This window comes from Pseudomonas sp. F220, assembly GCF_057813935.1.
On sequence record NZ_JBVASJ010000007.1, the window covers coordinates 17,288 to 38,062 of the forward strand.

The 20,775-nt window shown below is 58.7% G+C and carries 17 protein-coding genes; 4 read left to right on the forward strand and 13 right to left on the reverse strand.

The genetic code is table 11. The features are described from left to right. Positions 1-31 precede the first annotated feature (31 nt). The 8 genes from ACZYSM_RS08930 to pcaR form a co-directional block, all read right to left on the reverse strand. The gene (locus ACZYSM_RS08930) at positions 32-1,327 is read right to left on the reverse strand and encodes an MFS family transporter (protein ID WP_489070864.1); all 1,296 of its coding nucleotides are present in this window, start codon (positions 1,325-1,327) and stop codon (positions 32-34) included. 159 nt (positions 1,328-1,486) lie between these two features. After that, entirely contained in the window at positions 1,487-2,053 is a 567-nt protein-coding gene (gene pcaG / locus ACZYSM_RS08935; RefSeq protein ID WP_489070865.1) for a protocatechuate 3,4-dioxygenase subunit alpha, read from the reverse strand. A gap of 1 nt (position 2,054) precedes the next feature. After that, positions 2,055-2,759, reverse strand: a complete 705-nt coding sequence (gene pcaH / locus ACZYSM_RS08940) for a protocatechuate 3,4-dioxygenase subunit beta (RefSeq protein ID WP_489070866.1) — start codon at positions 2,757-2,759, stop codon at positions 2,055-2,057. A gap of 40 nt (positions 2,760-2,799) precedes the next feature. Further along, positions 2,800-4,005 carry a 3-oxoadipyl-CoA thiolase gene (gene pcaF, locus ACZYSM_RS08945; RefSeq protein WP_489071151.1) on the reverse strand — a complete coding sequence of 402 codons (1,206 nt, stop codon included), beginning with the start codon at positions 4,003-4,005 and terminating at the stop codon, positions 2,800-2,802. Next, the gene (locus tag ACZYSM_RS08950; protein ID WP_489071153.1) at positions 4,002-4,784 is read right to left on the reverse strand and encodes a CoA-transferase subunit beta; all 783 of its coding nucleotides are present in this window, start codon (positions 4,782-4,784) and stop codon (positions 4,002-4,004) included. The genes pcaF and ACZYSM_RS08950 overlap by 4 nt, the downstream gene beginning before the upstream one ends. Further along, complete coding sequence (locus tag ACZYSM_RS08955; protein WP_489070867.1) at positions 4,781-5,638, reverse strand: CoA transferase subunit A; 858 nt, start codon at positions 5,636-5,638, stop codon at positions 4,781-4,783. Before ACZYSM_RS08955 ends, ACZYSM_RS08950 begins: the two co-directional genes overlap by 4 nt. A gap of 269 nt (positions 5,639-5,907) precedes the next feature. Beyond that, positions 5,908-7,254, reverse strand: a complete 1,347-nt coding sequence (gene pcaK, locus ACZYSM_RS08960) for a 4-hydroxybenzoate transporter PcaK (protein WP_489070868.1) — start codon at positions 7,252-7,254, stop codon at positions 5,908-5,910. A gap of 307 nt (positions 7,255-7,561) precedes the next feature. Beyond that, the gene (gene pcaR / locus ACZYSM_RS08965; RefSeq protein ID WP_489070869.1) at positions 7,562-8,404 is read right to left on the reverse strand and encodes a pca regulon transcriptional regulator PcaR; all 843 of its coding nucleotides are present in this window, start codon (positions 8,402-8,404) and stop codon (positions 7,562-7,564) included. A 707-nt stretch (positions 8,405-9,111) separates the two neighbouring features. Here pcaR and ACZYSM_RS08970 point away from each other — a divergent pair. Both ACZYSM_RS08970 and ACZYSM_RS08975 read left to right on the forward strand, forming a co-directional pair. Continuing rightward, positions 9,112-9,312, forward strand: coding sequence for a hypothetical protein (locus ACZYSM_RS08970; RefSeq protein ID WP_150641610.1), 201 nt, complete (start codon positions 9,112-9,114; stop codon positions 9,310-9,312). 378 nt (positions 9,313-9,690) lie between these two features. Next, positions 9,691-11,166: an inorganic phosphate transporter gene (locus ACZYSM_RS08975; protein WP_489070870.1), complete on the forward strand. Its 1,476-nt coding sequence runs from the start codon at positions 9,691-9,693 to the stop codon at positions 11,164-11,166. A 683-nt stretch (positions 11,167-11,849) separates the two neighbouring features. Here ACZYSM_RS08975 and ccoM read toward each other — a convergent pair. The 3 genes from ccoM to ACZYSM_RS08990 form a co-directional block, all read right to left on the reverse strand. Next, the gene (gene ccoM / locus ACZYSM_RS08980) at positions 11,850-11,966 is read right to left on the reverse strand and encodes a cytochrome c oxidase subunit CcoM (protein ID WP_007926603.1); all 117 of its coding nucleotides are present in this window, start codon (positions 11,964-11,966) and stop codon (positions 11,850-11,852) included. 144 nt (positions 11,967-12,110) lie between these two features. Further along, positions 12,111-12,272 carry a hypothetical protein gene (locus tag ACZYSM_RS08985; RefSeq protein ID WP_392886021.1) on the reverse strand — a complete coding sequence of 54 codons (162 nt, stop codon included), beginning with the start codon at positions 12,270-12,272 and terminating at the stop codon, positions 12,111-12,113. Positions 12,273-12,407: 135 nt separating this feature from the next. Next, positions 12,408-12,749, reverse strand: a complete 342-nt coding sequence (locus tag ACZYSM_RS08990) for an aspartate-semialdehyde dehydrogenase (protein WP_489070871.1) — start codon at positions 12,747-12,749, stop codon at positions 12,408-12,410. Positions 12,750-12,970: 221 nt separating this feature from the next. Here ACZYSM_RS08990 and rapA point away from each other — a divergent pair, with 221 nt between their 5' ends. After that, positions 12,971-15,817: an RNA polymerase-associated protein RapA gene (gene rapA / locus ACZYSM_RS08995; RefSeq protein WP_489070872.1), complete on the forward strand. Its 2,847-nt coding sequence runs from the start codon at positions 12,971-12,973 to the stop codon at positions 15,815-15,817. Between the two features lie 210 nt (positions 15,818-16,027). Here rapA and ACZYSM_RS09000 read toward each other — a convergent pair whose 3' ends face one another. Continuing rightward, positions 16,028-17,374 carry a spinster family MFS transporter gene (locus ACZYSM_RS09000; RefSeq protein WP_489070873.1) on the reverse strand — a complete coding sequence of 449 codons (1,347 nt, stop codon included), beginning with the start codon at positions 17,372-17,374 and terminating at the stop codon, positions 16,028-16,030. Positions 17,375-17,670: 296 nt separating this feature from the next. Here ACZYSM_RS09000 and ACZYSM_RS09005 point away from each other — a divergent pair, with 296 nt between their 5' ends. Next, complete coding sequence (locus ACZYSM_RS09005) at positions 17,671-19,959, forward strand: putative bifunctional diguanylate cyclase/phosphodiesterase (protein WP_489070874.1); 2,289 nt, start codon at positions 17,671-17,673, stop codon at positions 19,957-19,959. Here the strand turns inward: ACZYSM_RS09005 and ACZYSM_RS09010 are convergent. Continuing rightward, positions 19,850-20,746, reverse strand: a complete 897-nt coding sequence (locus ACZYSM_RS09010; protein ID WP_489070876.1) for an NAD(P)-dependent oxidoreductase — start codon at positions 20,744-20,746, stop codon at positions 19,850-19,852. The genes ACZYSM_RS09005 and ACZYSM_RS09010 overlap by 110 nt on opposite strands. Positions 20,747-20,775 lie beyond the last annotated feature (29 nt).

The window sequence follows — 20,775 nt, forward strand, 5'->3', positions numbered from 1 at the left end:
CGTGCGCCCGGAGCGGGCGCACGCGGGCAGATCAAAGTTCGTGATGCAGATAAGCCGCCTGCTTTGGCAGGCGCAAGCTGAACAGGAAGGCCACCGCCATCATCGCCGTGACATACCAGTAGAACGTGTTTTCCATGCCCAGTGTTTTCAACCCCAAGGCAACGTACTCTGCCGAACCGCCGAAAATCGCGTTCGCCACTGCATACGCCAGCCCTACTCCCAATGCCCGAACCTGGGTCGGGAACATTTCGGCTTTAACCAGTCCGCTGATGGAGGTGTAGAAACTGACAATCGCCAGCGCCAGCGTGATCAACACAAAAGCCAGGAACGGGCTGGTGACGGTTTTCAGGGTTAACAGAATCGGGACCACGCACAGTGTGCCCAGCGCGCCGAACCAGAGCATCGAGTTACGTCGGCCGATTTTGTCGGCGAGCATGCCGAAAAACGGCTGCATGCACATATAAAGGAAGAGTGCGCCGGTCATGATGTAACTGGCCGTCTTGACTTGCATGCCAGCGGTGTTGACCAGGTACTTCTGCATGTAGGTAGTGAAGGTGTAGAAAATCAGCGAGCCACCGGCGGTGAAACCCAGCACGGTAATAAAGGCCGCTTTGTGATCACGGAACAGCGCGGCGATGCTGCCGGCGTCCTTGTCTTCGCGCATTTCCTTGCTGGTGGTCTCTTTCAACGAGCGACGCAGGAATAGAGAAATCAGCGCCGCAATCGCACCGATCACGAACGGAATCCGCCAGCCGTAGGCGCGCAGTTCGTCTTCGTTGAGGATCTGCTGCAGGATCACCAGCACCGAGACCGCCAACAGTTGCCCGCCAATCAAGGTCACGTACTGAAACGAGGCGAAGAAGCCACGCTGCCCCTTGAGCGCGACTTCACTCATATAGGTCGCGGTGGTGCCGTATTCACCACCCACCGACAACCCCTGAAACAACCGAGCAACCAGCAGCAACGCTGGCGCCCAGGCACCGATCGAGTGGTAAGTCGGCAGAAAAGCGATAACCAATGAACCGGCGCACATCATCAGCACGGAGATCATCAGGGAATTCTTGCGCCCGTGCTTGTCAGCCACTCGACCGAACAGCCAGCCGCCAATAGGACGCATCAGGAACCCGGCGGCAAACACGCCAGCGGTGTTGAGTAATTGCACCGTGGGGTCGTCAGACGGGAAAAACGCTGGAGCGAAATAGATTGCACAGAAGGCGTAGACGTAAAAGTCGAACCATTCGACCAGGTTGCCGGAGGAGGCACCAACGATCGCAAAGATCCTTTTTCTGCGTTCTTCACCGGTGTAGTAGCTCGTTGTTGTTGTCATGGTTTTTCACTCTTTGGGGACAGTCTGAGTCTAGACATACTTTGCAACAGCCCCGTTCCGTATTGCCTGTGGCGACGCCATCGCGGGCAAGCCTCGCTCCTACAAGTCTGCGTAATCCATGTAGGAGCGAGGCTTGCCCGCGATCATTCTCGAGCGAACTCAGTAATCGAAAAACACTGTCTCGGCATCCGTCCCCTGCAGGATCACGTTCCATTGATACGTGCCCGACGCATCCGTCTTGGCCAGCAGCGTACTGCGGCGCTCTGCCGGGACACATTCCAACAGCGGGTCGGCTGCGTTGGCCGGTTCGCCGTCGAAGTAGATGCGCGTCAGCAGGTGCTTGACCAATCCGCGAGCGAATACCAGCACCACCAGATGTGGCGCCTGGGTCGTGCCTTTGAGGCCCGGCACCGTGCCCGGCTTGATGGTGGTGAAACGGAAGCGCCCTTCGGCGTCCACCGGCACCCGGCCAAAGCCTTCGAAGTTCGGGTCCAGCGCTTTGTCCTGATCGTCTTCGACATGGTCGTACTTGCCGGCAGCGTTGGCTTGCCAGACTTCCAGCATCGCGTCGTTGACGAAATCGCCGTTGCCATCGACGACCTGCCCGGTGATCGCCACCCGCTCGCCCAGTGTCTCGGGCGTCGTCAGGTCTTCACGGTTCAGCCAGGTCAGACCGATGTGGTAGTACGGGCCGACGGTGTGTGAAGTGGTCGCATTGAGCGTCATCTTATTTCTCCATCGGCGTGGCTTCGCGGCCACGCAAAACGATGTCCCAGCGATAACCGAGGGCATAGGAAGGGATGGTTTTTTCCAGGTCGAAGCTGGCGATCAAGCGCTCTTTGGCGCGGGTATCGGGTACGCAGTTGTAGATCGGGTCGTAGGCCAGCAACGGATCACCGGGGAAATACATCTGGGTCACCAAGCGCGTGAGGATGCTCGGGCCGAACAACGAAAAATGGATATGCGCCGGGCGCCACGCGTTGTGGTGGTTGCCCCATGGGTAGGCGCCAGGCTTGATGGTCTGGAACTGGTACCAGCCATCCGCATCAGTGACCGTGCGGCCGGTGCCAGTGAAGTTCGGGTCCAGCGGCGCGTCATGCAGGTCGCGGTCATGGTTGTAGCGACCGGCGGCGTTGGCCTGCCAGATCTCCACCAGAATCCCTGGCACCGGTAGGCCATCTTCATCCAGCACGCGGCCGTGAATGATAATCCGCTCACCGATCGGCTCGCCCAGGTGTTGGGCGGTCAGGTCGTTGTCCTTGTCTTGCAGGTGTTCGGCGCCGACGGTTGGCCCGGTGATTTCCGACAACGAATGGGGCAAAAACACCAACGGTTTAGACGGCGAGCGGAGGTTGGTGGATTTGTAGGCCGGGTGCAGATATTCCGGCTGAGTGCCCGCTTGCGGGCGACGGTAACCAGGCTTGTCAGTCATGGAGCATTCCTCTTTCCTTGTTAGTCAGCGCAACGATGCGTCAAACGCGCTCGATCGCCAAAGCCAGGCCCTGACCTACACCGACACACATGGTCGCCAGGCCTTTCTTGCCGCCAGTCTTTTCCAGATGGTGCAAAGCAGTCAGCACCAATCGCGCACCGCTCATGCCCAACGGATGGCCCAAGGCAATGGCGCCGCCGTTCGGGTTGACCTGCGCAGCATCATCGGCCAGGCCCAGTTCACGCAGCACCGCCAAGCCCTGGCTGGCGAAAGCTTCGTTGAGTTCGATCACATCGAAATCGCTGACGGCCAGCCCCAGGCGCTCGGTCAACTTGCGCACCGCCGGCACTGGGCCAATGCCCATGACCCGTGGTGCGACACCGGCACTGGCCATGCCCAGCACTCGGGCGCGGGCGGTCAGACCATGTTTCTTCACGGCGTCGGCCGAGGCCAGAATCAGCGCCGCCGCACCATCATTGACGCCCGAAGCGTTCCCGGCGGTGACGGTTTTATCCGGGCCATTCACCGGTTTGAGCTTGCTCAGGGTTTCCAGGGTCGTGTCGGCGCGCGGGTGCTCGTCCTGCTCGACCACACTCTCGCCCTTCTTGTGGGCAATACGCACCGGGACGATTTCTTCAGCGAAGAATCCGGCGGCTTGTGCGGCCGCAGTACGTTGCTGACTGCGCAAGGCGAAAGCGTCCTGATCGGCGCGGGAGACCTGGTAATCATCGGCGACGTTATCGGCGGTTTGTGGCATCGCATCGACGCCGTACCGGGCCTTCATCAACGGGTTGATAAAGCGCCAGCCGATGGTGGTGTCTTCCAGTTTCATGTTGCGTGAGAACGCCGCGTCAGCCTTGCCCATGACAAACGGGGCGCGCGACATCGACTCGACGCCGCCGGCGATTGCCAACTCCATCTCGCCGCTGGCAATTGCCCGAAAGGCTGTACCGATGGCGTCCATGCCCGAAGCGCAGAGACGGTTAAGGGTCACGCCGGGAATGCTCTCCGGCAAACCCGCCAGCAACAAGGCCATGCGCGCGACGTTGCGGTTGTCTTCGCCGGCCTGATTGGCGCAGCCGAAGAACACCTCGTCTACCGCGCTCCAGTCCACCGAGGGGTTGCGCTCCATCAGCGCCTTGATCGGCACGGCGGCCAGATCGTCCGCACGCACGCCCGCCAGACCACCGCCGAAACGGCCGATGGGGGTACGGATCGCATCACAGATAAAGACTTCGCGCATCAGGCTTCTCCCGGTGCTTGGCCGTGGGCCGCGGCGGTGCGCGCTTCGAGATCACGCAACGCGGTCAGTTCGACTTCGGTCGGTTCAGCGGTGTGCTCAACCTGATCGGCAAAACGAATGGCCCAACCGGTGGCCGCAATCACCTGCTCGCGGGTCACGCCCGGGTGCAGCGCGGTGACCACGAACTCGTGACTGACGGCTTCCGGCTCCATGATGCACAGGTCGGTAATGATCCCTACCGGCCCGGCGCCCGGCAGGCCGAGACGCTTGCGCGAATCGCCGCCTTCGCCATGGCCGACCGAAGTAATGAAGTCGAGTTTGTCGACAAACGAACGCGCCGATTGCTTGAGGATGATCAGCACGCTTTTCGCCGAACCGGCGATCTCTGGCGCGCCGCCGGCGCCGGGCAGGCGGACTTTCGGATGGTGATAGTCGCCCACCACGGTGGTGTTGATGTTGCCGAAACGGTCGACCTGCGCGGCACCGAGGAAGCCGACGTCGATGCGCCCGCCTTGCAGCCAGTAGCGAAAAATCTCACCGGTCGGCACGACGGTATCGGCGGTTTCCGCCAGTTCGCCGTCACCGATCGACAGCGGCAGCACGGTTGGTTTGGCGCCAATCGGGCCGGACTCGTAGATCAGCACCACGTCTGGCGAGGAGGTCAACCGCGCCAGGTTGGCCGCTTTGGAAGGCAGGCCGATGCCGACGAAGCACACCGAACCGTTCTTCAACCGGCGGGCGGCAGCGACGGTCATCATTTCATTAGTGGAGTAAGTCATTATTTGGCCTCCGAAGCGCGGGCCAACTTGGCCTGGAATTCACTGAAGTCAGCGCTGCCATGGATGTATTCGTTGATCCAGGCGGTGAAGGTTTCGCGGTCGCGGGCAATCGCGTCCCAGGCCTGGTAGAAACGGTTGTCACGCTCGGTGTAACCGTGGGCGTAGGACGGATGCGCGCCACCCGGTACGTGGCAGACAGCGCTCAAGGCCCAAGTCGGCAACACGCAAGCGTTCATCGGTGCCTTCAGGTCGTCGACGATTTCTTCGACGGTGACGATGCAGCGCTTGGCCGCCAGCGCCGCTTCTTTCTGTACGCCAAGGATGCCCCAGAGCAGCACGTTGCCTTTGCGGTCGGCTTTCTGAGCGTGAATCACTGTGATATCCGGGCGCACCGAAGGCACCGCCGCCAGCACTTCGCCAGTGAACGGGCAGGTCACGCTTTTGATCAGCGGGTTGACCTTCGGTAAGTCGGAACCGGCGTAGGCGCGCAACACCGCGAACGGCAGACCGGAGGCACCGGCAACGTAGGCATTGGCCAGGTCGGCGTGGCTGTGTTCCTCGATCTCCAACGGGTGCGGCCACTGCCGCTCGACCGCGTCACGCAGACGGTGCAAGGAACCGACGCCCGGGTTACCGCCCCAGGAGAAAATCAGCTTGCGAGCACAACCGGCACCGATCAATTGGTCGTAGACCAGGTCAGGTGTCATCCGCACCAGGGTCAGGTCTTTCTTGCCCTGGCGAATGATTTCATGACCCGCCGCTGTCGGGATCAAGTGAGTGAAGCCTTCGAGCGCGACGGTATCGCCGTCGTTGACGAATTGCTTCACCGCGTCGTGCAGCGAAAGTATTTCAGCCATGGAGTGGGCTCCCGATTTTCAGTAAACCGACGTGGAAGAAAAAGGCGCGATGATTGCGCCGGCAGTGACAGAAGATTAAGCCGAGGGAAAACGCCAAACAATCCGATAATCGACTAAGCGTTCGTTTATCGAACAGATTGTTGTCTAGCTATCGGTTGTGAGTTGCTCCCGAAAAGAATCGCGGGCAAGCCTCGCTCCTACGCAAGTCACGGGGATTTCTGTAGGAGCAGGGGGGACGCCTAGTTCTTGCCCGCGAAAAAATCTAACTGTCAGGTCGCGTCAGCATGGCTGACCATGCCCTTGATCAGCACCGCTGTGGTCGCCAGCGCCGCCGGAATCACCAGTGCCGTCAGCACTTGCTCGAAGTTCCAGCCCAGGCCCAACAACGTCGCCCCCATCCAGGCCCCGAGAATTGCGCCAAAACGACCGATCCCGAGCATCCACGACACACCGGTCGCCCGGCCTTGGGTTGGATAGAAGCGCGCTGCCAGCGACGGCATCGCCGATTGAGCACCGTTGACGCACATGCCGGCGACCAGCACCAGGGTCGCCAACAGCGTGATGTTGCCCAGGCTCTGCCCTACAGCGTAGGCAAAGACCCCGGCCAACAAGTAGAAAATGCCGATGACCTTGTGCGGATTAAACCGATCCATCGCCCAGCCCACTGCCACCGCGCTGAGTACTCCGCCGAACTGGAACAACGCACCGATGAACGCGGCCTGCTCCATGCTCGCGCCACTGTCACGCATCAGCGTCGGCAACCAACTGGTCAACAGATAGACGATGACCAGCCCCATGAAATAGGTCAGCCATAACAGCAAGGTCCCAGTGCTGTAGGTACCGGAGAAAATCACCGCGAACACGTTGCGGGCTTTTACGGTTTTCTGCTCGGGCACGCTGAAACTGGCGGCCTGGGCGACGGTACCCGGATCGATCGGTGCCAGCGCCTTACGGACTTTGTCGGTGCCACGATTGCGCACCACCAGATACCGGGCCGACTCCGGCAGCCAGCGCAACAACACCACGGACAGGATCAATGGCAGGATCCCGCCAATCATCAATAGGCTGTGCCAGCCGAACGCCGGAATCAGCTTGGCCGAAATGAAACCGCCACCGGCCATGCCCAGGTTGAACCCGCAAAACATGCTGGTGACCAGCAGCGACTTGTGCCGCTCAGGGGTGTATTCGGACAGTAGCGTTGTGGCATTCGGCATGCCTGCGCCCAATCCCAGTCCGGTCAAAAAGCGCAGCACCAACAGTTGATCAACGTTACTGCTGTAAGCCGATGCCAGGCTGAACGCGCCAAACAACAGCACCGCGCCTACCAGTACGACTTTGCGACCAAAGCGGTCGGCCAGCGGACCGGAGCCCAGAGCGCCGAAGACCATGCCGATCAGCGCCGCGCTCATCACCGGGCCGAGGCTGGCACGATCGATCCCCCAATCCTGCGACAGCGCCGGCGCGATGAAGCCCATGGCCGCGGTGTCCAGGCCGTCGAGAAAGACAATCAGAAAACACAGGATCACCACCCGCCACTGATAGCGGGACAGTGGTTGGGCGTTGATAAAGGACTGCACGTCGAGGCAGTTCCCTACAGCGGACTGAGGCTGATTCATTATTTTTATTCCACACAAGATGCGCAGGCGAACAGGTGCCGGCAATGGCCAGCGATTTCACACAAGGGGCAATGCCGGAGTCAGACGACTCGGGTTTGGAGGCAGAACCGGTGCAGGCAACGGCTGGCGGAGAAAGTGCTCATGGCGGGGTTGGCCTCTTCATTATTATTGGGTCGCCGTCCGGCTGATGTCAGATGACCAACATTGCCGGATGACGCTGCCGCGACATTAATGAAGCAAGGGAAACAACGTCAATTCACCAAACCCGTATCTGTGCGTTTACCGAACAGATACGGGTCTGTTGACCCTAGGCAAACAACTGCGCGCTCAGGTCGCGACTGGCGCTCAGCAGGCCGGGCAGAAAGCGCTGTTCAAGCTCATTGCGGCTCACGCGTCCGGCGTGGGTGCTGACGTTCAACGCCGCCAGCACTTGCCCGGAGGCGTCGTACACCGGTACGGCGATGGAACGCAGACCCTGCTCAAGTTCCTGATCGACAATGCACCAACCTTGCTGACGGACCTGTTGCAGGCATTCAAACAGCGCTTCGGGGGTGTGCAAGGTGCGACTGGTCTTGGCTTGCAGCTCTGCGTGATCGAGGTACTCGCGAAGGGAGGTATCGTCCAGCGCCGCCAGCAGGATCCGTCCCATGGAGGTGCAGTAGGCTGGCAAACGTCCACCCACCGACAGGTCAACGGAGATAAGTCGTTGAGTCGTCGCCGAGCGGGCGATGTATAAGATGTCATCGCCTTCCAGAGTGGCCATGTTGCAGGCCTCATGAAGTTGCTCGCTCATGCGGTCCAGATAAGGCTGAGCCGACACCGCCAGCGGCGTTGAGGACAGATAGGCATGACCTAGGGTCAGTACCTTGGGCAACAGCGAATAGGTGCGGCCATCGGTGGTCGCATAACCGAGCTTGATCAACGTATGCAGACAACGGCGCACCGCCGCCCGAGGAATTTCCGTGCGATGGCTGATCTGGGCAATGGTCAGATGGCGCTTGCGCTCCTGGAAGGCCTGTACCACAGCCAGACCTCGCGCCAGGGAGGTCATGAAATCCGGGTCTCCAGTGAATGCCTGGATCCGCTTGGCCGGCGAGGCAACGATTGGCGGGGCCACTGAAGCGAAAGAATTGCGCAATTGATCGTTCATTTCAGGTCCTTTTCACCCATATCGGCTTCTATTACAGGCTGCTACGTAGCGGATACACAAGCCACCAACAGTCAACGTTGGGCGATTATCGAACCATCAACCGATAATCGCAATTGCGCCCTCTCGCAGAGGCGACGGTTTTCTCCTCAAGCACATTCATGCCCGCAACCGCTGATTTACAAGAGCTCATACTTCCTGGATGAGCCCACATCCCCTTGGAAGTCAGCTTCCGCCCCTTACAACTTGTGCGTTTTATTGTCGCCAGAAAACAGACAGCAACACTGCGCCAGCAAAGAGTGCACTTGCTGATAAAACTTCACCGTAACAAAACCCTCATACAAAGTTGACGGCTTTTAACTTCTTGGTGATAGTGTTATTCAGATCGACCGCTATAATGCATCATGTGATGAGCGCGGTTTCTCTATACCGTCGGATCCAATCAGCAGGCTGCACACGTTTCAACGGCGCTTCCTGTAATAACCGCCTGGCGGCTTATTGAAATGTCAGCCGACGCGCTTGCAAAAAAAAAACTGTTTCACGGCAGCTGTTCTTCTCTGGTGCCGTGGCCGCATGCAACAAGGACGCTGTTTACCGAATCGCCCTCAACAGCCGAGACCTTTATTGGCTTGGCCTGTGACACGACTTGATAAACACCATTGTTGCACTGCGTATCACCAGGATTTATCTCAACTCAATTAGGTAACAATGTGACGAAAGACGAACTGCGCGCGGAACTTGAGCGCCAGGAACAACGTTACAAGGATGTTTACGGCGGGGAAATCACCACCTACGCCGCCCAGCCCGAACCAGAACGCAAACCTTGGCGTAAGCGCGCCAGCATTCTCGATCAGGCTTTTACTCAAGAGCTGCAGAAAATGGAAAAGGAACTCAAAGCCGAAGAGCCATGACCGCTCGGACTTGAATCCTTCAGGGCTGGTCACGTCTCTGCCAGATAAAAGCTGGCCGGATCGTCGCCCCTATACCGCTCGCTACAAGCAAGCGGCTGCCACCTCAGCCCAACCGGATGAGGCAAATGGTTCGCGGCTAGCCCTCCCGCTGAAATTTCATACACCTATTTCGGCGTTCCTCTGATTCGCAAAAAACCTCCAGCCGCTCGATCATCACCAACAAAATCAATAGTTTGCCTAACCCAGCAAAAACCGAGGGTTCAGGGCCTTCCTACAAACTAATTCGTTGAAGAATGTTGCCGATGAGCAGCAAGTGCATTGATTAGCAGTGTTTTCTGGCATAATCGCGCCCCCTTACGACCGGGTCAGAAAACCTTCATGATCGATTTATTCAGCGGACTAGATGCTTGGGTGCTTGTGAGCCTCTTCCTCGCCCTGGCCTTTGTCCTCGCCTTCGAGTTCATCAACGGCTTTCATGACACCGCTAACGCGGTAGCCACTGTTATCTACACCAAAGCCATGCCGCCCCATCTGGCCGTGTTCTTTTCCGGTGTGTTCAACTTCCTCGGCGTATTGCTGGGCGGGGTCGGCGTGGCCTATGCAATCGTCCACTTACTGCCGGTGGAGCTGCTGATCAATGTGAACACCGGCCACGGGTTGGCGATGGTGTTCTCGTTGCTCGCCGCCGCCATCACCTGGAACCTGGGCACCTGGTACTTCGGTATCCCGGCGTCCAGTTCGCATACCTTGATCGGCTCGATCCTCGGTGTGGGCCTGGCGAATGCACTGCTCAACGATATCCCGCTGGCGGATGGCGTGAACTGGCAGAAAGCGATCGATATCGGCTCGTCTCTGGTGTTCTCGCCCATCGCCGGTTTCATCGTGGCGGGTTTGGTGCTGGTGGCTCTGAAATGGTGGCGTCCGCTGTCCAAGATGCACAAGACCCCGGACCAACGCCGCAAGATCGATGACAAGAAGCATCCGCCGTTCTGGAATCGCATGGTACTGGTGGTTTCCGCAATGGCGGTGAGCTTCGTGCACGGTTCCAACGATGGTCAGAAAGGCATCGGCCTGATCATGCTGGTGTTGATCGGCATCGTTCCGAGCCAGTTCGTTCTCGACCTGAGCAGCACTACTTACCAGATCGAACGTACCCGTGACGCGACCTTGCACCTGAGCCAGTTCTATCAGCGCAACAGCGATTCTCTGGGTGAATTCCTGGCGCTGGGCAAACCCGTTACAGAGGACTTGCCGGGGCGATTCCGCTGCAACCCGCAACAAACCGAACCGACCATTTCCGCCCTCCTGAACACTCTCAAGGGCGTAGCTGACTATCACTCGCTGCCGGCCGAAAGCCGTATCGAAGTACGTCGCAACCTGCTTTGCCTGGATGACACGGCGAAGAAAGTCGGCAAACTGCCAGGCCTTGCAGCCCGGGAAAAGGCCGATCTGGACAAACTGCGTAAAGACCTGACCACCACCACCGAATACGCGCCTTTCTGGGTGATTCTCGCGGTAGCACTGGCCTTGGGCCTGGGCACCATGATCGGCTGGAAACGTGTGGTACTGACCATCGGCGAGAAAATCGGCAAGCAAGGCATGACCTATGCCCAGGGCATGTCGGCGCAAATCACCACGGCCTGCGCCATCGGCATGGCAAACATCTTCGCCTTACCGGTGTCGACCACCCATGTGCTGTCCTCGGGTGTTGCCGGGACCATGGTCGCTAATAAGAGCGGCCTGCAAAGCAGCATGGTGAAGACCATCCTGATGGCCTGGGTTCTGACCCTGCCGGCGACGATGGCCTTGTCGGCCGGCCTATTCTGGTTGGCCTCGAAAGTCCTCGGCAGCTGATTTTCAGCCAGCGACAAAAAAGGTGCGATCCGCTTGGGTCGCACCTTTTTTTTATGCCTGTGTCCCGTCCTGAATAAGGTTTACACCTGTTTCAGGACTAGACACTGTGAATTATGTTCATTCCTGCAAGGATCGCAGCCGGCAGCAGCTTCCAGGGGAAGCGCATACACCCAACAAACAGGCCGGCCGGTAGGCCGCCTCGCTTTTGATCTTGATGCACCGCCCCCTCGAGAGGCCGAGTGGAGGTTCTGCGCAGTGGGCAACCCGGCATGGATGCCGGGTTAGCCGCCCCCGGCCATGGATGGCCGATGGCGGCGGGCCCACGGAGCAGGACCGGAGCGAGGGCACCCTGAGCCTAGGCGAAGGGCCGAACGAAAGGGGCAAAAGCGCTTTGGTTACTTTGGCGCTTTTCCAAAGTGACGCGCCGTAAGGGCGGAACCCTAAGTGGCTGTTACCGCAGGAATGGATATGTACACCCTCAAGAGATAGGCCAGCTGTCAGGCCGCCTTCGCAGGCAAGCCAGCTCCCACAGTGGATCTGGGTACATCCGCAAGATATAGGTCGGCTGTAAGGCCGCTATCGCGAGCAAGCTCGGCTCCTACATTGATCGGTGTATCGCGCACCAAAAAAAAAGGCGACCGAAGTCGCCCAAAATGCCTTGCGTGCTCGTGTACCGGAAAGGCCTAAGGCTTTTTGCGCTTATGTGCGTCTTTCCAGATGAAAAATCCAAAACCTGCAAAAAACAGAACCATGAGGCCGACTGTCAGCACTCCGGCGATCACTACATTATCGAAAAACATGACTGGCCTCCTGCACTTGCCCTGTTGCGATAGGGCTAAGTTAACCAATCAGGCTTCGATATAAATTGACCGGGATCAATAGCGCCCGAAACAGGGCGTAAAGGAGGGGAAATAACTGACCTGCATCAATGGATGCAGGGTGTTTCAACGCTTTTTTGGTTTGTTTTTCGGCTTTTTCTTGGGTTTCCCCAACGGCATGGCCTGCTCAAATGCCTGGCGCACTTCGTTCAGGCGCTTTTCATTGAGGTCATGCACACGCTTGGCGCGTTCAGAGTTCAGGTCTATCAGTTTGTCGTCTTGGCTCATGGTATTGATTGCGTCATCTATGTCGGTCGAATTCAGCCGGAGCACATACCACCGCTCCGGCCGCCAGGTCCGTCAATAATGCGGTGTGATGCGGGCGCTGACCAGTCGAGTATTCAACAGCATCGTGCCTGGATACTAAACCTCGACATCCACCCACAAGCCTTGGCGCGGTTGATCTTCCATCAGCGGCACTACGGGGACGGTGTTGTCCGCGTTCAATTCGTCGCCGGGAACCGCCAGATGTTCTTCAGGATCTTCTTCGGCTTCACGGCGGCGTTTGTTTCGTTCTTGCTGGCGCTGCTGCTCTTCGCGCAATAACAAAGCTGAATGCTCGGCATCGCGCTTTTGCAGGTCGATGGTGCTTTCATTGGAGCTCGATTGCACTGACACGACAGGCGGAATATCCGGTCTGGGTCGGACAGGATCCTGCTGAGAGGTGATAGGCACGGCACTCAAGGGGAGCATCGGTGGCAGCATAATGATTAGTCTCCTGTCAGTAGGCTGTCGGCTGCCGGGGTCATGACTTGAGCCCTCGGTCGCAAACTTGTGACCCAGTCGTCAGCTACTCACGCCCTGCATCTCGACGAATGCCTTAATGCGCTACCTTCTAAGCTTATTAGTTTTTATGAGAGTCCTTTGGCTCTGAAGGCGTCGATCCGTTAAGATAGTCGGCTTTTTCAAGGCGGGAGTCAGGCAGCATGGCGCAGCAGTATCAACCGGGGCAACGCTGGATTAGTGACAGCGAAGCCGAGCTAGGTTTAGGCACCGTTCTGGCACAGGACGGTCGCTTGCTGACCGTGCTCTATCCGGCCACTGGCGACACTCGCCAGTATGCGCTACGGAATGCGCCCCTCACTCGCGTGAGGTTCTCGCCGGGTGACACGATCACTCACTTCGAAAGCTGGAAAATGACCGTGCGCGAAGTCGACGATGTCGACGGCCTGCTGGTCTACCACGGGCTTAATGCTCAGAACGAAGTGGTCACCCTGCCGGAAACCCAACTGTCGAACTTCATCCAGTTCCGCCTGGCCAGCGACCGTCTGTTCGCCGGGCAGATCGACCCGCTGGCGTGGTTCTCCCTGCGTTACCACACCCTCGAACACACCAGCCGCCAGTTGCAATCGTCGCTCTGGGGCCTGGGTGGCGTGCGTGCGCAACCGATCGCGCACCAACTGCACATTGCCCGCGAAGTTGCCGACCGTATCGCACCGCGGGTTCTACTGGCCGACGAAGTGGGCCTGGGCAAAACCATCGAAGCCGGTCTGGTGATCCATCGCCAACTGCTCTCGGGCCGCGCCAATCGCGTGCTGATCCTGGTTCCAGAAAACCTTCAGCACCAGTGGCTGGTGGAAATGCGTCGCCGCTTCAACCTGCAAGTTGCCCTGTTCGACGCCGAACGCTTTATCGAAAGCGATGCTGCCAACCCGTTCGAAGACACCCAGCTCGCGCTGGTAGCGCTGGAGTGGCTGGTCGAAGACGAGAAGGCCCAGGACGCGCTGTTCGCTGCCGGCTGGGACCTGATGGTAGTCGACGAAGCTCATCACTTGGTCTGGCATGAAGACCAGGTCAGCCCGCAGTACGCGCTGGTCGAGCAGTTGGCCGAAGTCATTCCCGGCGTACTGCTGCTGACCGCGACCCCGGAACAACTGGGTCAGGACAGCCACTTCGCTCGTCTGCGTCTGCTTGACCCGAACCGCTTCCATGACCTGCACGCCTTCCGCGCCGAAAGCGAAAACTATCGTCCGGTGGCCGAAGCCGTGCAGGAGCTGCTGGATCAGGGCCGCCTGTCCCCGGCAGCGCACAAAACCATTCAAGGCTTCCTCGGTGACGAAGGCGAAGCCCTGCTCACCGCGGTCAACGATGGCGACGCTGAAGCCAGCGCACGCCTGGTCCGTGAGTTGCTGGACCGCCACGGCACCGGCCGCGTACTGTTTCGCAACACCCGCGCCGCAGTGCAAGGCTTCCCGGAGCGCAAGCTGCATCCGTACCCACTGCCGTGCCCGGACGAATACCTCGAGCTGCCGCTGGGCGAACACGCCGAGCTGTACCCGGAAGTCAGCTTCCAGGCCCAGCCGGACGCCAACGAAGAAGAGCGCTGGTGGCGCTTCGACCCACGGGTCGAGTGGCTGATCGACACGCTGAAGATGCTCAAGCGCACCAAAGTACTGGTGATCTGCGCCCACGCCGAAACCGCAATGGACCTGGAAGACGCCCTGCGCGTGCGCTCCGGCATCCCGGCCACGGTCTTCCACGAAGGCATGAATATCCTTGAGCGTGACCGCGCTGCCGCCTACTTCGCCGATGAAGAGTTCGGCGCTCAGGTACTGATCTGCTCGGAAATCGGCAGTGAAGGCCGCAACTTCCAGTTCTCGCATCATCTAGTGTTGTTCGATCTGCCGTCCCACCCGGACCTGCTGGAACAGCGGATCGGCCGTCTGGACCGGATCGGCCAGAAGCATGTCATTGAGCTGCACGTGCCGTACCTGGAAACCAGCCCGCAACAGCGCTTGTTCCAGTGGTATCACGAAGCGCTGAATGCCTTCCTCAATACCTGCCCGACCGGCAACGCCCTGCAGCATCAGTTCGGCTCCCGCCTGCTGCCGCTGCTGGAAAACGCTGACGATGGCGAATGGCAAGCGCTGATCGACGAAGCGCGCACTGCACGTGAACAGCTGGAAAGCGAGCTGCACAGCGGTCGCGACCGCTTGCTGGAGCTCAATTCCGGCGGCGCAGGCGAAGGTGATGCGCTGGTCGAGGCGATCCACGAACAGGACGATCAGTTCGCCCTGCCGATCTACATGGAAACCTTGTTCGACGCCTTCGGCATCGACAGCGAAGACCATTCGGAAAACGCCCTGATCCTCAAACCGAGCGAAAAAATGCTCGACGCCAGCTTCCCGCTAGGCGACGACGAAGGCGTGACCATCACTTACGACCGCAATCAGGCGCTGTCTCGCGAAGACATGCAGTTCATTACCTGGGAACACCCGATGGTCCAGGGCGGTATGGATCTGGTGTTGTCCGGTTCGATGGGCAACACCGCCGTCGCGCTGATCAAGAACAAAGCGCTCAAACCAGGCACGGTATTGCTGGAACTGCTCTACGTCAGCGAAGTGGTTGCCCCACGCTCGCTGCAACTGGGCCGTTACCTGCCGCCGGCTGCCCTGCGCTGTCTGCTGGATGCCAATGGCAATGACTTGTCGACCCGGGTTTCCTTCGAGACCTTGAACGACCAGCTCGAAAGCGTGCCACGGGCCAGCGCCAACAAGTTTGTCCAGGCCCAGCGTGATCAACTGACTCCAAGGATTAACGCCGGTGAAGAGAAGATCACACCACGCCATGCCGAACGGGTTGCCGAAGCGCAACGTCGTCTAGCCGCTGATACCGACGAAGAGCTGGCGCGCCTGACCGCGTTGCAAGCGGTCAACCCGACCGTGCGCGACAGCGAACTGATCGCCCTGCGCCAGCAACGCGAGCAAGGCTTGGCCATGCTCGACAAAGCAGCTTTGCGTCTGGAAGCGATTCGGGTGTTGGTGGCGGGCTGATAGCTCTCTTCTACCCGTTAAAAAAACAGGCCCGCGCAATGCGGGCCTTTTGCTGCCAGCTCAACAGCTGCTGCGCCTGTCATGCCGCCATCGCGAGCAAGCCCGCTCCCACATTTTACCTATGGCGTTCACAAATTCTGTGTACTCAGAAGATCTAATGTGGGAGCGGGCTTGCTCGCGATGGGGGCGACGCGATATGCCAGACATCCCCTATGCAGTCACCGCCGGTATCTGCGGCTCAACCGGCACCAGCCCGTCCTTCATCCGCTGGGCATCGCGGATAAAGCAGCGCGAAGCCTGAAACAAGAACAGCATGGTCAAAAACAGCGCCACCGGAATCAGGTACATCGCGTCATGCAGGCCAACGGCTTTGAACGCCTCGGTCATCTGCTCGGCACCGGCCGACAGCATTGCCGTATGAGCAAAGTGGTCTGACAGACCGCCAACCACCACCGGTCCCAAACCACCGCCTAACAGATACAACCCCGCAAAGAACAACGCCATGGCAGTGGCCCGCAAACGTGGCTCGACCACGTCCTGAATCGCGGTGTAGACGCAGGTATAGAAGTTGTAAGCAAACAGCCAGCCGATGCTGAACACCGCGACAAACACCCCGATCTCGATCCGCCCCGCATGCAATGCCCAAGCGGTGGCCAGGGTCGAGATGATCAGGCTGCAGCCCGCAAACAGCAGTCGACCGTTGGCCACTCGCAGATGAATCTTGTCGGCAACCCAGCCGCCGAGAGTCAAACCAATCAGCCCGGTTACACCGACGATCACGCCGGTTGCCACAGCGGCATCCTGCAATGGCATCAGGAAGTAACGTTGCAGCATCGGCACCAGAAAGGAGTTGCAGGCATAGGTCGCGAAGTTGAACGTTAGCCCCGCCAACACCAGCCAAAGAAAGGTCGGGATCGCCAGCACCCGGCGAATCGGCCGATCAACGCGCTCTTGGGAGATCTGAACGGCTTCCGCCGCGCCGCGTTTCGGTTCCTTGATGAAGAACATGAACACCGCCAGCAGCAACCCCGGTACCGCCGCAATAAAAAACGGCGCACGCCAACTGTCGAACGCTTTGACCATCGCACCGATGGTGAAAAACGCCAGCAATAAGCCCAGCGGCAAACCGAGCATGAAAATCCCCATGGCCCGTGCCCGCCGATGGGCTGGAAATAGATCGCCGATCAGCGAATTGGCGGCCGGCGCGTAGCTTGCTTCACCGATACCTACTCCCATGCGCACCAACAAAAAACCCCAGAAACTGCCAACCAGGCCATTGATCGCGGTCAGTCCACTCCACACCGCCAGACCCCAGCCCATCAATTTACTACGCGAGCCAGTGTCGGCCATCCGCCCTAAAGGCAGGCCGGCGATGGCATAGACGATAGTGAACGCGGTACCGATGATACCGAGCTGGAAGTCGCTCAAATGCCATTCCATACGGATTGGCTCGATGATGATGGCCGGGATGGTGCGATCGAAGAAGTTGAACAGGTTAGCCAGAAACAGCAGGAACAGAATGCGCCAGGCATTCGGCGCTTGGTTCGAGTTCTGCATGGGGTCCGTCTCTTTATTGTTATTAAGGCTTCACTGCCAGCAGCATCTGAGCCCGGAATCAGCAATCTAGTCAGCCCTGTTCTACCTGTCTGTAATGATTCGTAAAGGTGATACCCATTTATGGAGGCCGCTGCAGGCCTTGTACTGGCTTATTTCAAAACGCTATTGAGTCCATCGCAAAAATAATTGACATTAATATGCCACTATCCCTTGCGGTCTTGGCATGGCCTCTATACTCCTGACATTCGCCAGCAGGTATGGCGCTCGCGGAGGATGACTCAGTGACGGGGCATGCTATGGATTGGCTTGGTTTGCATTTTATTACCGAGCTCCCAGAGGGTGGGCAGGTAGTACTCGATTGCAGTCATAACCCGTTGCTGGTGCTGTTGGCTTACGTAGTCGCTTGTACGGCCGGCTTCGCTGTACTGGATATGGCCGAGCGGGTCGGCCATGCGGAAAATCGTGTATCCCAACGGATCTGGTGCTGGGTCGGAGCGTGCTGTCTGGCTGGCGGTATCTGGGCCATGCACTTCATCAGCATGCTGGCGTTCCAGGCGCCGATTGAAATCCATTACGAGCTACCGATTACCCTCATTTCGCTGTTGATTGCCTTGACGGCCTCATTGCTGGCAATGAACACCCTCAGTCACGCGCACCTGCGTTTCTGGCAGTACCTGCAAGCGTCGGTGTGGATGGGCTTGGGAATTTCCATCATGCATTACGTCGGCATGGCCGCCATGCGCTCGAATGCCACGGCCTACTACCAACCCACGCTGTTTGGCTTATCCATAGTGATCGCCATTGGCGCAAGTCTCGCGGCCTTATTGCTGTCTCGCTATCTACGCAATGGCAGCGGTGTATTCCATCAACTGCTCAAATTCACCGCCAGCATGTTGCTCGGGGCCGGGATCGTCAGCATGCACTTCACCGGCATGTGGTCTCTGACCCTGGTGCTGCCCGCCGGGGGCCTTGCACAACTCCCCGTCGACAACAACTCTATGCAACTGGGTCTGACGGTCGCCGTCATCACCCTGCTGATCATCGGCAGCAGCATCAGCGCCGCACTGGCCGACAAAAAGCTGCAACACAAGGAGCACGACCTGCGTCGGGTCAACGAGCTGTTCAGCCAGCTGGATCAGGCACGCGCATCATTGCAGCAAGTGGCCCACTACGACGCCTTGACCAACCTGATCAATCGTCGCGGCTTCAATCAGATATTCGCCGAGAAGCTCATCGAGAAAAGCACCCACGGCGGCATGCTGGCGGTGATATTTCTGGATATCGATCACTTCAAGCGTATCAACGACAGCCTCGGTCATGACGCGGGCGATGAGTTGCTGAAAGTCCTGGCCAGTCACATCAAAAGCGCAACCCGCAGCCATGACGATGTGGTTGCGCGCTTTGGCGGTGACGAGTTCTGCATCCTGATCAACCTCCATGATCGCGATGAAGCACGGCACATGGCGCAACGCATCATGCAAAAAATGAAGGAGCCCATCGAGCTGGCCGGGCGGCGCATGGTGATGACCACCAGCATCGGCATCAGCGTGTTTCCCGACGACGGCAAGACCTGCGAGGAACTGCTAAAAAACGCTGACCTGGCGCTGTATCAATCCAAAGGCAGTGGTCGTAACGGACTGCACTTCTTCAGTCCCAACCTGAAAGCCAAGGCCATCCTCGAGTTGCAACTCGAAGAAGAATTGCGCAACGCCCTGCGCGATGAAACCGGTCTGATGCTCTATTATCAACCGATCCTTGATATGAAAAGCGGTCAGGTCACCAAGCTTGAAGCCTTGGTTCGCTGGCAACATCCGGTGCATGGTTTGCTGGTGCCCGATCGGTTCATCGGCATTGCCGAAGCCAACGGACTGATTGCGGAACTGGACAATTGGGTGCTGCGCAAAGCCTGCGAAGATCTGAGCGAGCTTTCCAGGCAGGGCTGTGAAGAGCTGAAAATTGCTGTGAACTGTTCGGCCCTCAACCTGGCGCGCGAAGAGCTCGCCGATGAAATCGAAAGTGCGCTGCGAAGCGCCGGCGTTGCACCGCAACGGCTGGAACTGGAGGTCACCGAAAACGTCCTGATGGACAACATCGCCAATACTCTAGTGCCACTACGACAGATTCGCGCTCTCGGTGTCTCGCTGTCGATCGACGACTTCGGCACCGGTTATTCGTCGCTGGCCTATCTCCAGCGCCTACCGCTGAACACCTTGAAAATCGACCGCTCATTCATCCGAGACATTCCCAAGTCAACCCAGGACATGGAGATCGTCCAGGCCATTATCGGCATGGCCCATACCCTGCATTTGCAGGTGGTCACCGAAGGTGTCGAAACCGTACAGCAATACGAACTCCTCAACCATTACGGTTGTGATTTCGTCCAGGGTTACCTACTAAGCTGTCCGGTTCCGCTGGATGAATTGCGCCCCGTACTGAACGAAATCAACCAGCGTAAACCCCACTGCCCGACAGTCATCAATCTTCTGAGCGGCGCTTGCGGTACAGATGGACTAACGTCGCGGGATCTTTTTCCAGATAGCCTTGACCACTATGCAGGCGCATCAGCTGCGCAGCCAGTCCGCTGATGGGTGTTGCCGAGCCCTGCTCGCGGGAAAATTTCACTGCCGTGTCCAGGTCTTTGAGCAACGTACGGACATGCCATTTCACCGGTTCGAAACGACTTTCAGCCATTTGTGGGGCAAGGATCTGCAGCGGTTTAGAGTCAGCAAAACCACCGGCCAGCGCCTCGGCGATCAACCTTGCATCGACACCTGAACGCTCTGCCAGAGCCACTACCTCAGCGATCACCAGCGCATTACACGCGACAATCATCTGATTGCAGGCCTTGGTCACTTGGCCCGCACCCACAGCGCCCATGTGAGTAACCCGCTGGCCCAGACTCAAGAGAATGGACCGGACACGTTCAACATCCGTCGCTTGCCCTCCCACCATGATCGCCAGGCTGCCCGACTCGGCCCCCGACGTACCGCCCGAGACAGGCGCATCCAGCCAGCTCATGCCCGTCTCACTCAGCAACTGCGCGGCCATTTCCCGGGTAGCAGTCGGCTCCAGACTGGAGAAATCCACCAGCAGTTTTCCGGCTACGGCACCCTGCGCCACGCCAGCCGTGCCAAATACCACCTCGCGCACCACGGCCGTATCGGCCAGGCACAGCATCACCACATCGGTCTGCTGGCACAGCTCAGCCGGTGTGGCCACTTGCCGCGCTCCAGCCTCGACCAGCGGCGCGCATTTTTGTGGATTGCGGTTCCACACCGTCAGCGGATATCCCGCTGCCAGCAGGCGTCGGCACATTGGCAAGCCCATCAATCCGATGCCGGCAAACGCTAAAGAAGGTAACGCAGCACTCATAAATCCCTCCTGCTGAATTAAAGAACTCC